This is a genomic window from Terrabacter sp. Soil811 (genome assembly GCF_001429655.1).
GTDB lineage: Bacteria > Actinomycetota > Actinomycetes > Actinomycetales > Dermatophilaceae > Terrabacter.
This window is the reverse complement of the sequence record NZ_LMSX01000008.1, coordinates 632,321-646,532: the sequence shown is the minus strand read 5'-3', so window position 1 is coordinate 646,532 and position 14,212 is coordinate 632,321. Positions and strand designations below refer to the sequence as shown.

The following is a 14,212-nucleotide window of genomic DNA, read 5'->3' as shown; positions in this document are numbered from 1 at the left end:
GCGGCCCCGGTCCTGCGGATGGCAGGCCATGCTGGGGCGAGAGTCTAGTGCTCAGTCGAGCAGGGGCGAGATGGTGTCCCACAGCGCGGTGGCGACGGCGTCCTTGGAGGTCGGTCCGACCGTCGTCGCCTCGTCGCTGCCGCGCCGGAGCAGGTGCACCGTCGTGTCGTCCTTGCCGAAGGTCAGGTCGGCGCCGACCTCGTTGACGACCTGCAGGTCGCTGCCCTTCCGGGCGAACTTCGCCCGCGCGTGGTCCATGACGCTGCCGTGGGCATCGCCTGTCTCGGCGGCGAAGCTGACGATGAACGGCGTGCCCGTCCCACGGGCGTCGCGCTCCGCGACGAGCCCACGGACGATGTCGGGGTTCTCGACGAGCTCGACCCGCAGGCCGGCGTCGGGGTCGGAGGACTTCTTGATCTTGCTCTCGCTCACGAGCGCCGGGCGGAAGTCGGCCGGAGCCGCGGCCATGACGACGACGTCGGCATCCGACGCCGCCTCCTCGACCGCCCGCTGCAGCTCGAGCGTCGTCTCGACCCGCACGACGTCGATGCCCTCGGGCACCGGGACCGCGACGTTGGCGGCCACGAGGATGACCTTCGCCCCGCGCTCGGCGGCGGCGCGAGCGATGGCCACGCCCTGCTTGCCGGACGAGCGGTTGCCGAGGTAGCGCACCGGGTCGAGCGGCTCGCGCGTGCCACCGGCGGACACGACGACGCGGCGGCCCTCGAGGTCGCGCAGCGGCGCCCCGGCCACCGCGGTCCCGTCACCCGAGACGATCGCGAGGCATGCGGCATACAGCGCTTCGGGCTCGGGTAGGCGGCCGGCGCCGGAGTCCTTGCCCGTGAGGCGACCCACCGCTGGCTCGATGACGTGCGCTCCGCGCGAGCGCAGCGTGGCGACGTTGGCCTGCGTGGCCGGGTGCTCCCACATCTCCGTGTGCATGGCCGGCGCGAAGGCCACCGGGCACCGGGCGGTGAGCAGGGTGTTGGTCAGGAGGTCGTCGGCCAGGCCGTGTGCGGCCTTGGCGAGCAGGTCGGCCGTGGCCGGTGCGACGACGACGAGGTCGGCCGCCTGGCCGATGCGCACGTGCGGGACCTCGTGCACGGACGTCCACACCTCGGTGCTGACGGGCTTGCCCGAGAGGGCGGACCACGTCGGCGCCCCGACGAACTGGAGCGCCGCCGCAGTGGGCACGACCGTGACGTCGTGCCCGTGCTCGGTGAACAGCCGGAGCAGCGAGCACGCCTTGTAGGCGGCGATGCCGCCACTCACCCCGAGGACGACGCGCATCGGCTGCTCCGGACCCTTCGGGGTGCTCAGGCCTCGGTGGGCGTCGAGGTCAGCAGGCCCTCGTTGATCTCGCGCAGCGCGATCGACAGCGGCTTCTCGTGGACCTCGGTCTCGACGAGCGGGCCGACGTAGTCGAGCAGGCCCTCCTGCAGCTGGGAGTAGTAGGCGTTGATCTGACGGGCGCGCTTGGCGGAGTAGATGACGAGCGCGTACTTCGAGTCGGCGGCGGTCAGGAGGTCGTCGATCGGCGGGTTGGTGATGCCGATGGGAGCAGCCTGGGTACCGGACACAGTGATCTCGTTTCGTTGGTTTCAGCGGGCTTGAGGTGTGTGCCGCGACGTCGACGGCGGTGCGGTCGTATGCCGTCGGCTGGCACACATCACGTCGGGACTCACCGGTCGGTGCGTCCCGATCTCATCAATGATACGAGTTCTTCGCTGGCCCGACGAACATCGTCGTTGACGATGACCTCGTCGAACTCGCTCTGGGCCGCCATCTCGCCCCGTGCGGTGGACAGGCGCCGCTCGCGCTCGGCCTCGTCCTCGGTGCCGCGGCCGACGAGCCGGCGCACCAGCTCGTCCCAGCTCGGCGGTGCGAGGAAGACGAAGAGTGCCTCGGGCCACGTGTCGCGCACCTGGCGCGCGCCCTGCAGGTCGATCTCGAGCAGGGCGTCGCGGCCCTCGCGGATGACACGCTCGACCGGACCCCGCGGCGTGCCGTACTTGGCGGCGCCGTGGACGACGGCGTACTCGAGGAACTCCCCCGCCTCGACCAGACGGTCGAACTCGTGGTCGTCGACGAAGTGGTAGTGCACCCCGTCGACCTCGCCCGGTCGCGGTCGGCGGGTCGTCATCGAGACGGAGAACCAGACGCCCGGGAAGTGCGTGCGCACGTAGGCCGCGATGGTGCCCTTGCCGACCGCGGTGGGGCCGGCGAGCACCGTGAGCCGACCACGCCGGGGGGCTGCTGCGTCGTGCTGGGGCTCCGCGGGCGACGTCGGGTCAGCCGACATCACGGCTTCTCGAAGCGGTGGAGCAGGGCTGCGACCTGGTTGGCCCCGAGCCCACGCACGCGTCGCGACTCGGCGATGCCGACCTCGGCCATGATCGCCTTGGCGCGGACGCGGCCGACGCCGGGCATCGACTCGAGCAGCTCGGTGACCTTCATCTTGCCGATGACCGGGTCGGCCTTGCCGTCCTCGAGGACCTCGGAGAGCGAGCCGCTGGAGTACTTGAGCCGGTTCTTGACCGCTGCTCGCTCCCGACGTGCGGCTGCAGCCTTCTCGAGTGCTGCGGCCCGTTGCTCAGGGGTGAGCGGTGGAAGCGCCACGGTCTTCGGTCTCCTCGCTGCCTGCGGGGAGCGCCCTGCGCCCCCTGCCGTTCTTCACGTCTCGCGTGTTGTCTCCGCCGAACCTAGCGATCCGGCGGTGCGCGCCGCAACGCGGGGGCCGTGCCGGGACACCTCCCGCTGCCCTCCTGCCGCCCTCCCGCTGCCGTTCAGCCGACGTTCGGACGCCGCTCAGCTGCCGAGGTCGATCCCGCACGTCTCCTTGGCATGGGTCTCGATCCGCTTGGCCGAGCTCTCGAAGCCCTCCATGTGCTTCGTCAGCTCCGTGAGGTCGGGCTTGGCCACCGTGAACTTCGCGGCGAGGACCCGCAGCGAGGCCCAGTCGGTCCTGACCTCCTCGGGGGCACTCGCCTCGACCGTGGTGATGGTGGCGACGAAACGCGCCGCCGAGGCAGGGTCCTTGAGGGTCGCGCCCGCATCCTTCCAGTCCGCCTCGGCGGCCGTCAGGGCGTCGCAGTAGGAACCGGTCGACCCCGACGAGCAGGCCGCGACCGAGGTCGCCGTGAGGAGCAGCGCGAGGGCCACCGAAGGGCCCTTGCGCAGGGCGGTCGTTCGCATCACCACACCGTATGCCGTGTCGTCGGCGACGTCCTGCGACTACCCGAGGCAGCGCGCTGCCCGGGTCCGATGGTCAGGAGATGTCGAGGTTGCAGGTCGCCTTGGCGTGCGCCTCGATCTTCGTGCTCGAGGCATCCATCTTCGCGGTCGCCGCGGAGACGGCGCTCTTGTCGCCCGACGCCGCCGCGTCGACGAAGGCGATGAGGTCGCCCCAGGCCTGCTTGACCTCGTCCGGCGCGGCGGCCTCGATCTTCTGGAGCACCACCTTGCCCTGCTCCAGGGCGGCCTTGTCGCTGATCTTCGACGACATCGACTCGAGCTCCTTCTGCCCGGACTCGAGCGCCGCGCAGTAGGCGGAGTCGGCCGCTGCCGAGGCGCTCGTCGTGGTGCTCGACGCCGACGAGGACGCCGACGAGGACGCCGACGAGGACGCCGACGAGGACGCCGACGCGGTGCTGCCGGCTGTCGAGGACGGCTGGGTGCTGGAGCCGCACGCGGTGGCGAGCGGGATCGTCGCGGTGAGGGCGACGGTGGCGAGCAGTCGGCGTGCGCGTCGAGTGTGCGTCATGCCACAACGCATACCCGGCTGGGAACTTCCTGTGACACGGGTGGGAGCGTCAGTGCGCTCTCAGCGTCTCCGCGACCTGCGCCGTCCGGGACACGAGCCGGCTCGGCTCGGGGCCGGCACCGAGGATCTCGCGGCTCGACGACGCGAGCACCTGGCCACGGGCCGCACCGAAGGTCGTGGCGAGCGACTCGATCGTGCCGCCCTGGGCACCGAAGCCCGGGGCGAGCACCGGCGTCGCGGCACTCACGAGGTCGAGCCCGAGGTCGTGCACGGCACCGCCGACCGTGGCACCGATGACGAGTCCGATGCTGCCCAGCTCGCCGCGGCCTCGCGCGGCGGCGTTGTCACCCGCAGCGCCCTCGACGACGGACGCAGCGACGGACCGGCCGTCGCGCACCGCGTGCTGGACGGTCGCGCCTTCGGGGTTCGACGTCAGTGCGAGGACGAAGAGCCCGCGCCCCGTCTGCTCGGCGAGGTCGATCGCGGGCCGGAGCGACTCGTAGCCGAGGTACGGGCTGACGGTGAGCGCGTCCGGAGGGGCGACGGCGTCCGGGCCCAGGTAGGCCTCGGCGTAGGCACCCATGGTCGAGCCGATGTCGCCGCGCTTCGCGTCGAGGATCGTCAGCGTCGCGGCCTCGCTCAAGTCGGTCAGCACGCGCTCGAGCACGGCCAGGCCCCGACTGCCGAAGACCTCGAAGAAGGCGGACTGCGGCTTGACTGCGGCGACCCGGCCGGCGAACGCCTCGACGCAGGTCAGGGCGAAGCGCTCGAGGCCGGCGACGTCGTAGGACAGGCCCCACGACTCGACGAGCGCTCGATGGGGGTCGATGCCCACACAGAGCGGGCCGTGGGTCGCCATGGCGTCCTGGAGGCGGGCTCCGAAGGCCTGGGTCATCGTTCGGTCTCCGTTCACGGTCGGGTGGCTCAGCGGCCGTGGGCCACGGCGACGGCGTCGGTGAAGCGCTCGAAGCCCTTGGCGTCGAGCAGCTCGCAGAGCTCGCGCAGGACACGGACCGGCGCCGACGGGTCGTTGAAGACGGCGGTGCCGACCTGGATCGCGCTCGCGCCGGCGGCGACGAGCTCGAGGGCGTCACGGCCGGTACGCACGCCCCCGACGCCGATGATCGGCACGGTGGGGATGCGGCCCTCGAACATCGCCTGACGCACCTGCCAGATGGCCCGCACCGCGACCGGTCGGATGCCGGGTCCCGACAGGCCGCCGGTGACCCCGCCGAGCTGCGGACGCATCCGGTCGGTGTCGATGACCATGCCGAGCAGGGTGTTGATCATCGTCAGGCCGTCGGCGCCCGCCTTGACGCAGGCGGCCGCGATGGCGGTGATGTCGGTGACGTCCGGGCTCAGCTTGGCGAACACCGGGATGTCGCGCGGGAGCTGCTCGCGCACCAGGGCGATGACCTTGGCCGAGGCGAGCGGGTCGCAGGCGAAGACGAGGCCGCGGTTGGCGACGTTGGGACACGAGATGTTCACCTCGACGCCGATGACGGCCTCGAAGGCCCGGCTGGCGCGCAGCGTGGCTGCGACGTGGGCGTACTCGGTGCTCGAGCTGCCGGCGATCGAGGGCAGCACGCGCGCGCCGACGGACTGGAGCCATGGCAGGTCCTCGTCGACGAACGCCTCGATGCCCGGGCCCTGCAGGCCGATCGAGTTGAGCATCCCCGATGGCGTCTCGGCCATGCGGGGGGTGCCACGGCCGGACCGCGGGTCGGCCATGACGGACTTGGTGACGAAGGCGCCGAGGTCGGCGACGTCGAAGAAGCGGTGCAGCTCCCTGCCGTTGGCCGCGCAGCCCGAGGCGGTCATGAGCGGGTTGGGCAGCCGGTGGCCGCCCCCGAGGTCGACGGAGAGGTCCACCATCAGTGGCCACCCACCTTCGGGGCGCCGACGGCATCGTCGGGGACGCGGGCATGGCCTCCGTCGAAGGCGTCCCAGCGGACGCGGTCGCCGCGGAAGACGGGCCCCTCGACGCACGAGCGCACCATCCGGGTGCGTCCGTCGGAGCCGACGACCGGCATGACGCACGTCATGCAGACGCCGACACCACAGGCCATGGACTCCTCGACGGCGACCTGTGCGACGGCGTCGTGCGCCTGGGCGACCCGGGTGATCGACTCGAGCATCCCCATCGGGCCGCAGCCGTAGACGACACCCGCCTTCGTGCGCTCGATGATCTCGGGCAGCGGGTCGCTGACCCAGCCCCGCTGACCGACCGAGCCGTCATCGGTCGTCACCGTGACGCCGTCGCAGCTGCGCCGGGCCTCGACGACGCCGAAGAGACGGTCCTCGCTCGCAGCACCCAGGACCATCTCGACGTGGCAGCCGCGCTCGCGCAGCTCGGCCGCGAGCCAGAAGAGCGGTGCGCTGCCGTAGCCGCCGCCGACGAGGACGCAGGCCACGGGGTCGGTCGGCAGCGGGAACGCCTTGCCGAGCGGGCCGACGACGTCGATCGTGTCGTGCGGCGCGCGGTCGACGATCCACCGGGTGCCGGTGCCGACGGCCGAGACGACGATCTCGACCGTGCCGCCGTAGGTGCTGCTCGGGCTGACCTTGTGGATCGAGAAGGACCGGCGCAACAGGGTGCCGGACGTCTCGCCGCCGACGGCGAGCGCGACGAACTGACCCGGGCGGGCCAGCTCGGCGACGCCGGGGGCGACGAGGGTGAGGTGCTGGTACGCGCCGACCCGCCGGGTCGCGATGACCTCCGCGACCTCCTGCGTCACCCGGGCGCGCAGCTGGCGCTCGCTCATGCGGTCGCTCCAGCCGTCGCCGTCGCCGTAGCCGTGGCCGATGCCGGCGCGGTGGACGGCGCCGCTGCCGTGCCGCGACCGTAGAGGTCGAGGTCGCGCGCGTGGTCCTGCAGCGACTTGACGCGGATCTCCTCCGTGAGCCCCGCCTCGATGCCGAGCACGGCGGCGGCGAGCGTCGCGATGGTCGTGATGATCGGCTTGTCGGCGCTCGTCGTGGCCGCGCGGATCGCGTAGCCGTCGGCACGTGCGTCCTGGCCCGACGGCGTGTTGACGACCATCTGCACGGTGCCCTCGCGGATGAGGTCGACGATCGACTTCTCCCCCGGGGCGTCACCGTCGCGCTCGGTGATCTTGCGGACCAGCGTCGCGGGGATGCCGTTGCGCTTGAGCACCGCGGCCGTGCCACTCGTCGCGAGGATGGTGAAGCCGAGGTCGACGAGGCGCTTGACCGGGAAGAGCATGGCGCGCTTGTCCCGGTTGGCCACCGACACGAAGATCGCCCCGGAGCGCGGCAGCGCCGACCCACCGCCCTGCTGGGCCTTGGAGAAGGCCGAGCCGAAGTCGACGTCGATGCCCATGACCTCGCCCGTCGAGCGCATCTCCGGGCCGAGGAGCGAGTCGACCGCGACGCCCTCCTTGGTGCGGAAGCGCTTGAAGGGCAGCACCGCCTCCTTGCACGAGACGGGAGCGTGGTCGGGCATCCGTCCGCCGTCGCCGGTCGGGGGCAGCATGCCCTCCTCGCGCAGCTCCTTGATCGTGGCGCCGAGCATGACCCGGGCCGCGGCGCTCGCGATGGGCACGCCCGTCGCCTTGGCGACGAACGGCACCGTGCGCGACGCCCGGGGGTTGGCCTCGATGACGTAGAGGATGTCCTGGGCCAGCGCGAACTGGACGTTCATGAGGCCGCGGACGCCGATGCCCTCGGCGAGCTTGCGCGTCGCGACGCGCACGCGCTCGAGCTCACCGTCGCCGAGCGTGGCGGGCGGCAGCGTGCACGAGCTGTCGCCCGAGTGGATCCCGGCCTCCTCGACGTGCTCCATGATCCCGCCGAGGTACATGTCCTCGCCGTCGAAGAGCGCGTCCACGTCGATCTCGATCGCGTCGTCGAGGAAGCGGTCGATGAGGATCGGGTGGTCGGGCGAGGCCTCGGTCGCCTTCTCGACGTAGGTCACGAGGGAGTCGTCGTCGTAGACGATGACCATGCCGCGACCGCCGAGCACGTAGGACGGGCGCACGAGCACCGGGTAGCCGATCTCGCGCGCGACGACGAGGGCCTCGTCCGAGCTGTAGGCCGTGCCGTGCTTCGGGGCGATGAGGCCCGCCCGGGCCAGCACCTGGCCGAAGGCACCACGGTCCTCGGCGAGGTGGATCGCGCTCGGCGACGTGCCGACGATGGGCACCCCCTCGTCCTCGAGCGCCTGCGCGAGTCCGAGCGGCGTCTGACCGCCGAGCTGCACGATGACGCCTGCGATCGGCCCGGCCTGGCTCTCGGCGTGGATGACCTCGAGGACGTCCTCGAGCGTCAGCGGCTCGAAGTAGAGACGGCTGCTCGTGTCATAGTCGGTCGAGACCGTCTCGGGGTTGCAGTTGACCATGACCGTGTCGAATCCCTTGTCGCGCAAGGAGAACGACGCGTGCACGCAGGAGTAGTCGAACTCGACACCCTGCCCGATGCGGTTCGGTCCCGAGCCGAGGATGATGACGGCCGGACGCTCGCGCTGCGCGACCTCGGTCTCCTCGTCGTACGAGCTGTAGTGGTAGGGCGTCGTCGCGGCGAACTCGGCCGCGCACGTGTCGACGGTCTTGTAGACCGGGCGCACCCCGAGGGCGTGGCGCACGCCGCGGACCACGGCCTCCGGCATACGCCGGACGGAGGCCACCTGGGCGTCGCTGAAACCGTGGCGCTTGACGAGGCGGAGCAGCTCCGGCGTCAGCTGGGGGGCGTCGGCGAGCATCGTCGCGACGTCGTTGATCAGCGCGATCTGGTCGAGGAACCACGGGTCGATGCCGGTGGCGTCGTGGACCTCCTCGACGCTGCACCCGCCGCGCAGCGCCTGCTGCACGAGCACGATGCGGCCGTCGGTCGGGATCCTGGCCTCCTCGAGCGCTCGCTCGGCGGCGGCCTTGGTGATCTCGCCGTCCCAGTGGAAGCTCGCTCCCTTCTTCTCGAGCGAGCGCAGGGCCTTCTGCAGCGCCTCGGTGAAGTTGCGCCCGATCGCCATCGCCTCGCCGACCGACTTCATCGTCGTCGTCAGCGTCGGGTCGGCCGCCGGGAACTTCTCGAAGGCGAAGCGCGGCACCTTGACGACGACGTAGTCGAGCGACGGCTCGAAGCTCGCCGGGGTCTCGCGGGTGATGTCGTTGGGCACCTCGTCGAGCGTGTAGCCGATGGCCATCTTCGCCGCGATCTTGGCGATCGGGAAGCCAGTCGCCTTGGAGGCCAGCGCGCTCGACCGCGAGACGCGCGGATTCATCTCGATGACGATGATGCGTCCGTCGTCGGGGTTGACGGCGAACTGGATGTTGCAGCCGCCGGTGTCGACGCCGACCTCACGGATGACGGCGATGCCGATGTCGCGCAGCCGCTGGTACTCGCGGTCGGTGAGCGTCAGGGCCGGCGCGACGGTGATCGAGTCACCCGTGTGCACGCCCATGGGGTCGAGGTTCTCGATGGAGCAGACGACGACGACGTTGTCGGCGTGGTCACGCATGACCTCGAGCTCGTACTCCTTCCAGCCGAGGATCGACTCCTCGAGGAGCACCTCGGTCGTGGGGCTGTACTGGAGCCCGGCACCGCCGAGGAGGCGCAGGTCGGCCTCGTCGTAGGCGAAGCCCGACCCGAGGCCGCCCATCGTGAACGACGGGCGCACGACAACCGGGTAGCCGAGCTCGTCCGCGGCCGCGAGCAGCTCGTCCATCGAGTGGCAGATGAGGGACTTGGCCGACTCGGCACCACACCGCTCGACGACGCCCTTGAACTTCTCGCGGTCCTCGCCGAGCTGGATCGCCTCGACGTTGGCCCCGATGAGCGGGCAGCCGTACTTCTCGAGAACTCCGTTCTCGTGCAACGAGATCGCGCAGTTGAGCGCCGTCTGCCCGCCGAGGGTGGCGAGGACGGCGTCGGGGCGCTCCTTGGCGATGATCGCCTCGACGACCTCGGGCGTGATCGGCTCGACGTAGGTGGCGTCGGCGAACTCGGGGTCGGTCATGATCGTCGCCGGGTTGCTGTTGACGAGGATGACGCGGATGCCCTCCTCGCGCAGCACGCGGCAGGCCTGGGTGCCGGAGTAGTCGAACTCGCAGGCCTGGCCGATGACGATCGGCCCCGACCCGATGACGAGCACGCTCTGGATGTCGCTTCTCTTTGGCATGTTATTTGCTCCCTCCGGTCGCGGGTCCGGCGCTTGGTGTCGTCACGCCTTCCCTCCTCGGCTGGCTCGCTTCGCTCGCTTCGCTCGTCAGTCCAGGCGCGACGCGCGCCGGACCGTGTTCCATGAGCTCCACGAAGCGGTCGAAGAGGTAGGCGGCGTCGTGCGGGCCGGCCGCGGCCTCGGGGTGGTACTGCACGGAGTACGCGGGACGGTCGAGACACTCGAGCCCCTCGACGACGTCGTCGTTGAGGCACACGTGCGAGACACGGACGCGGCCGTATGCCGTGTCGCTGTCCTCGTCGAGGGGTGCGTCCACCGCGAAGCCGTGGTTGTGAGCGGTCACCTCGACCTTCCCGGTCGTGCGGTCCATGACCGGCTGGTTGATGCCGCGGTGGCCGTACTTCAGCTTGTACGTGCCGAAGCCGAGGGCGCGACCGAGCAGCTGGTTGCCGAAGCAGATGCCGAAGAACGGGATGCCGCGGTCGAGCACCTCACGCAGCAGCGCGACCTCGCGCTCGGCGGTGGCAGGGTCTCCGGGACCGTTGGAGAAGAAGACGCCGTCGGGGCCGGACTCCCCCACCGCCAGGACGTCGTCGATCGTCGCGGTGGCCGGCAGCACGTGCACCTCGATGCCGCGCTGGGCCATGAGCGCCGGGGTCATCGCCTTGATGCCGAGGTCGACGGCCGCGACGGTGAACCTCTTGTCGCCGACGGCCGGGACGGCATACGGCTCGGAGGTGGTGACCTCGGCGGCGAGCGCGGCCCCGGCCATCTGCGGGCTCGTGCGAACCGCCTCGAGCAGCTCGGCCTCGGGGCGCTCGGCGGCGTCACCGCTGAAGATGCCGACCCGCATCGCCCCGCGCTCGCGCAGGTGGCGGGTCAGGGCGCGCGTGTCGATGTCGCAGATGCCGACGACGCCCTGGTCGACGAGCTCGTCCTCGAGGTCGCGCGTGGCGCGCCAGTTCGACGCCCGGATGGCGGGGTCGCGCACGACGTAGCCGGCGACCCAGATGCGGCTGCTCTCGTCGTCCTCGGTGTTGACGCCCGTGTTGCCGACGTGCGGCGAGGTCATGACGATGACCTGCCGGTGGTAGCTCGGGTCGGTCAGCGTCTCCTGGTAGCCCGTCATGCCGGTGGAGAAGACGGCCTCGCCGACGGTCTGGCCCAGTGCACCGTAGGACGACCCGTGGAAGGTGCGGCCGTCCTCGAGCACGAGGGTCGCCGCCACGCGGGTGCGTCTGGGCCACCCGTCACGGGTGGGCACGGTCAGGGGGGTCTGGGTGGTCACAGGTCTGCTCCCGAGGTCGTCGCGTTCGTCAGTTCTCGTCGGGTGCCCGCGCCGTTGCGGACGTCGTGGGTGACGCGCCCCGCGTGGACCGTCGCGAGGACGGCTCCGTGCAGGGTGCGCCCGTGCCACGGGTTGTTGCGCGAGCGGCTGCGGCTCGCGGCGGCGTCGACCGTGACCTCGCGGTCGGGGTCGACGAGGGTGATGTGGGCGGGGCTGCCGACGGCGAGCTCCCTTCCCTGGTGGGCGAGCCCGCCGATCCGTGCCGGCGCGGTCGACATGACCCGTGCCACGTCGGCCCAGTCGAGCAGGCCGGTTCGCACCATGACGTCGCTGACGACCGAGAGGGCCGTCTCGAGGCCGAGCATCCCGAAGGCCGCGTCGACGAAGGCGTGCTCCTTGTCGTGAAGAGCGTGGGGGGCGTGGTCGGTGGCGACCGCGTCGATGGTGCCGTCGGCCAGGGCCGCGCGCAGGGCCTCGACGTCCTCGGTCGGGCGCAGCGGCGGGTTGACCTTGTAGACGGGGTCGTAGCCGAGCAGGAGGTCGGTCGTCAGCACGAGGTGGTGGGGCGTGACCTCGGCGGTGACGTCGATGCCCTGCGCCTTCGCCCAGCGGATGACCTCGACGGTCCCGGCGGTCGAGACGTGCGCGACGTGGATGCGGGATCCGGTGTGTCGGGCCAGCATGACGTCACGCGCGACGATCGACTCCTCGGCGATGCCGGGCCAACCGGGCAGGCCGAGCCGACCGGAGACCTCGCCCTCGTGGCAGCAGGCCTCGCGGCCCGCGAGGCGCGGGTCCTGCGCGTGCTGGCTGACGACGCCGCCGAAGGGCTTGATGTACTCGAGTGCCCGGCGCATGATCCGCGCGTCGTGCACGCAGTGGCCGTCGTCGCTGAAGACACGCACCTTCGCCCGCGAGCGGGCCATGAGACCGAGCTCGGCGAGCTCGGCGCCCTCGAGGCCCTTGGTCACGGCGCCGACGGGGACCACCTCGGTGAGCCCGCACGCGCGCCCGAGGTCGAGCACGCGTTCGGCGGCCTCGGCGGTGTCGGTGACGGGGCTCGTGTTGGCCATGGCGAAGACGGCGGTGAAGCCGCCGGCGGCAGCGGCCGCCGAGCCGGTGGCGATCGTCTCGGCATCCTCGCGGCCCGGCTCGCGCAGGTGCACGTGCAGGTCGACGAGGCCGGGAAGTGCGACGAGGCCGTCGGCGTCGAGCACCTCGGCGTCCGAGGGCACCGAGACCGAGCCGACCTCGGTGATGACGCCGTCCTCGACGAGCAGGTCGGCCTGGTCGGCACCGAGCAGCCGGGTGCCGCGGATCACGAGGCGGGTCATCGGACGGCTCCTTCGGTGGCACTGGCGGGCATGGGCGCGGGCGTGTCCTCGCCGGCGAGCAGGTGGTAGAGCACGGCCATCCGGACCGCGACGCCGGCCGAGACCTGGTCGAGCACGACCGACTGCGGGGAGTCGGCCGCCTCGGGTGCGATCTCGAGGCCGCGGTTCATCGGGCCGGGGTGGAGCACGAGGACGTCGTCGTTGCGGGCGACGAGGCGCTCCAGCCGGTCGCGCGTCAGGCCGTAGCCGACGGTGTACTCGCGCGCCGTCGGGAAGTAGCCACCGCTCATCCGCTCGCGCTGGACGCGGAGCATCATGACGGCGTCGACGGGCCCGTGCTCGCCCTCACCGTCGAGGACGGGGTCGAGGTCCCAGCTCGTCGCGAAGCCGTCGGCCGCGCTCCACGCCCCGATGCCGCTCGGCATGAGCGTCGGCGGCGCGACGACCGTGACGCGGGCGCCGAGCGTCTTGAGCGTGATGACGTTGCTGCGGAAGACGCGGGAGTGGGTCAGGTCGCCGACGATGACGACGTGCTTGCCGTCGAGGTCACCGAGCCGGGTGCGCAGCGTGTACGCATCGAGCAGGGCCTGCGTCGGGTGCTCGTGGGTGCCGTCGCCCGCGTTGATGACGCTGCAGCGCACCCACTGCGCGACCTGGTGGCAGGCACCGGACGCGTGGTGCCGGATGACGAGCGCGTCGACCGCCATGGCGTCGACGGTCATCGCCGTGTCGCGGAGGCTCTCGCCCTTGCTCGTCGAGGAGCCCTTGGCCGAGAGGTTGATGGTGTCGGCCGACATCCACTTGCCCGCGATCTCGAACGAGCTGCGGGTGCGGGTCGAGTCCTCGAAGAAGAAGTTGATGACCGTGCGCCCGCGCAGGGTCGGCACCTTCTTGACCTCGCGTCGCTGGAGGTCGTGCATCGAGGCCGCGGTCTCGAGGATGTCCTCGACCTCGGCGCGGCTGAGGTCGGCGGAGGAGATGAGGTGCTTGGTCATCGCGCGTCACCCCCGCTGATCCGCACGATGTCGAGGCCGTCGACCTCGGCGACCCGGACGTGCACCCGCTCGGCGCTCGAGGTCGGCAGGTTCTTGCCGACGTGGTCGGCGCGGATCGGCAGCTCGCGGTGGCCCCGGTCGACGAGCACGGCGAGGCGCACGGCGCGGGGTCGACCGAGCTCGGAGAGCGCGTCGAGGGCGGCGCGGATGGTGCGCCCGGAGTAGAGGACGTCGTCGACGAGGACGACGACCTGGTCGTCGATGCCGCCGGCCGGGATGCGCGAACGATGAGCCGTGCGCACCGGGTTGCGGCGCAGGTCGTCGCGGTGGAGCGTGATGTCGAGCTCGCCGACGGGCACCGCGGTCCCCTCGACCTCCTCGATGCAGGCCGCCAGGCGGCGGGCGAGCGGGACCCCGCGCGAGGGGATGCCGAGGAGGACGAGCCCCTCGCTGCCCTTGTTGCGCTCGAGGATCTCGTGACCGATGCGCCGCAGCGCCCGGGAGATGTCTCCCTCGCTCATGACGTCGCGAGCGTCCTCAGGGATGCTCGAGCGGTCCGTCGATGACTGGTCAGGTGCGCTCAGGTCAGGGCAGGGCATCGCCGCTGGACCTCCTTCCCCGCCTCACAGGACGGTGGTTAAAGGATGTCTACGGCGCCGAGTGTAACGTCCGGCTCACGACGCCCCGACACCGCGC

14 protein-coding genes are annotated in these 14,212 nt (G+C 71.6%); all 14 read right to left on the bottom strand.

Annotated features, from left to right (window positions below; translation table 11 throughout):
* Positions 1–51: 51 nt before the first annotated feature.
* The gene (coaBC, locus tag ASH01_RS13380) at positions 52–1,290 is read right to left on the bottom strand and encodes a bifunctional phosphopantothenoylcysteine decarboxylase/phosphopantothenate--cysteine ligase CoaBC (RefSeq protein ID WP_056776498.1); all 1,239 of its coding nucleotides are present in this window, start codon (positions 1,288–1,290) and stop codon (positions 52–54) included.
* A gap of 26 nt (positions 1,291–1,316) precedes the next feature.
* The gene (rpoZ, locus tag ASH01_RS13375; protein WP_020143994.1) at positions 1,317–1,580 is read right to left on the bottom strand and encodes a DNA-directed RNA polymerase subunit omega; all 264 of its coding nucleotides are present in this window, start codon (positions 1,578–1,580) and stop codon (positions 1,317–1,319) included.
* 101 nt (positions 1,581–1,681) lie between these two features.
* Positions 1,682–2,302 (bottom strand): guanylate kinase, encoded by a 621-nt coding sequence (gene gmk / locus ASH01_RS13370; protein ID WP_056776495.1) that lies wholly within the window; start codon positions 2,300–2,302, stop codon positions 1,682–1,684.
* The gene (mihF, locus tag ASH01_RS13365; protein WP_020143992.1) at positions 2,302–2,619 is read right to left on the bottom strand and encodes an integration host factor, actinobacterial type; all 318 of its coding nucleotides are present in this window, start codon (positions 2,617–2,619) and stop codon (positions 2,302–2,304) included. Before mihF ends, gmk begins: the two co-directional genes overlap by 1 nt.
* Positions 2,620–2,808: 189 nt before the next feature.
* On the bottom strand, positions 2,809–3,195 hold the full coding sequence (locus ASH01_RS13360) for a hypothetical protein (protein WP_156415574.1): 387 nt from the start codon (positions 3,193–3,195) through the stop codon (positions 2,809–2,811).
* A gap of 73 nt (positions 3,196–3,268) precedes the next feature.
* Entirely contained in the window at positions 3,269–3,763 is a 495-nt protein-coding gene (locus ASH01_RS13355) for a hypothetical protein (protein WP_056776489.1), read from the bottom strand.
* A 49-nt stretch (positions 3,764–3,812) separates the two neighbouring features.
* The gene (gene pyrF, locus ASH01_RS13350; RefSeq protein WP_056776486.1) at positions 3,813–4,658 is read right to left on the bottom strand and encodes an orotidine-5'-phosphate decarboxylase; all 846 of its coding nucleotides are present in this window, start codon (positions 4,656–4,658) and stop codon (positions 3,813–3,815) included.
* Positions 4,659–4,687: 29 nt separating this feature from the next.
* Positions 4,688–5,638 carry a dihydroorotate dehydrogenase gene (locus tag ASH01_RS13345; protein ID WP_056776482.1) on the bottom strand — a complete coding sequence of 317 codons (951 nt, stop codon included), beginning with the start codon at positions 5,636–5,638 and terminating at the stop codon, positions 4,688–4,690.
* Entirely contained in the window at positions 5,638–6,528 is an 891-nt protein-coding gene (locus ASH01_RS13340) for a dihydroorotate dehydrogenase electron transfer subunit (protein WP_056776480.1), read from the bottom strand. Before ASH01_RS13340 ends, ASH01_RS13345 begins: the two co-directional genes overlap by 1 nt.
* Entirely contained in the window at positions 6,525–9,899 is a 3,375-nt protein-coding gene (carB, locus tag ASH01_RS13335; RefSeq protein ID WP_056776477.1) for a carbamoyl-phosphate synthase large subunit, read from the bottom strand. The genes ASH01_RS13340 and carB overlap by 4 nt, the downstream gene beginning before the upstream one ends.
* 1 nt (position 9,900) lies before the next feature.
* Positions 9,901–11,163, bottom strand: a complete 1,263-nt coding sequence (carA, locus tag ASH01_RS13330; protein WP_200961802.1) for a glutamine-hydrolyzing carbamoyl-phosphate synthase small subunit — start codon at positions 11,161–11,163, stop codon at positions 9,901–9,903.
* A 20-nt stretch (positions 11,164–11,183) separates the two neighbouring features.
* Positions 11,184–12,521, bottom strand: coding sequence for a dihydroorotase (locus ASH01_RS13325; RefSeq protein WP_056776475.1), 1,338 nt, complete (start codon positions 12,519–12,521; stop codon positions 11,184–11,186).
* Complete coding sequence (locus tag ASH01_RS13320) at positions 12,518–13,516, bottom strand: aspartate carbamoyltransferase catalytic subunit (protein ID WP_056776472.1); 999 nt, start codon at positions 13,514–13,516, stop codon at positions 12,518–12,520. Before ASH01_RS13320 ends, ASH01_RS13325 begins: the two co-directional genes overlap by 4 nt.
* Positions 13,513–14,115: a bifunctional pyr operon transcriptional regulator/uracil phosphoribosyltransferase PyrR gene (gene pyrR / locus ASH01_RS13315; protein ID WP_056776468.1), complete on the bottom strand. Its 603-nt coding sequence runs from the start codon at positions 14,113–14,115 to the stop codon at positions 13,513–13,515. Before pyrR ends, ASH01_RS13320 begins: the two co-directional genes overlap by 4 nt.
* Between the last annotated feature and the right edge of the window lie 97 nt (positions 14,116–14,212).

Excerpts from the sequence above, each read along its gene's own strand:
- coaBC (WP_056776498.1), bottom strand. The coding sequence starts at position 1,290 with ATGCGCGTCGTCCTCGGGGTGAGTGGCGGCATCGCCGCCTACAAGGCG.
- gmk (WP_056776495.1), bottom strand. The coding sequence starts at position 2,302 with ATGTCGGCTGACCCGACGTCGCCCGCGGAGCCCCAGCACGACGCAGCA.
- ASH01_RS13360 (WP_156415574.1), bottom strand. The coding sequence starts at position 3,195 with ATGCGAACGACCGCCCTGCGCAAGGGCCCTTCGGTGGCCCTCGCGCTG.
- ASH01_RS13355 (WP_056776489.1), bottom strand. The coding sequence starts at position 3,763 with ATGACGCACACTCGACGCGCACGCCGACTGCTCGCCACCGTCGCCCTC.
- pyrF (WP_056776486.1), bottom strand. The coding sequence starts at position 4,658 with ATGACCCAGGCCTTCGGAGCCCGCCTCCAGGACGCCATGGCGACCCAC.
- ASH01_RS13345 (WP_056776482.1), bottom strand. The coding sequence starts at position 5,638 with ATGGTGGACCTCTCCGTCGACCTCGGGGGCGGCCACCGGCTGCCCAAC.
- ASH01_RS13340 (WP_056776480.1), bottom strand. The coding sequence starts at position 6,528 with ATGAGCGAGCGCCAGCTGCGCGCCCGGGTGACGCAGGAGGTCGCGGAG.
- carB (WP_056776477.1), bottom strand. The coding sequence starts at position 9,899 with ATGCCAAAGAGAAGCGACATCCAGAGCGTGCTCGTCATCGGGTCGGGG.
- ASH01_RS13325 (WP_056776475.1), bottom strand. The coding sequence starts at position 12,521 with ATGACCCGCCTCGTGATCCGCGGCACCCGGCTGCTCGGTGCCGACCAG.
- ASH01_RS13320 (WP_056776472.1), bottom strand. The coding sequence starts at position 13,516 with ATGACCAAGCACCTCATCTCCTCCGCCGACCTCAGCCGCGCCGAGGTC.
- pyrR (WP_056776468.1), bottom strand. The coding sequence starts at position 14,115 with ATGCCCTGCCCTGACCTGAGCGCACCTGACCAGTCATCGACGGACCGC.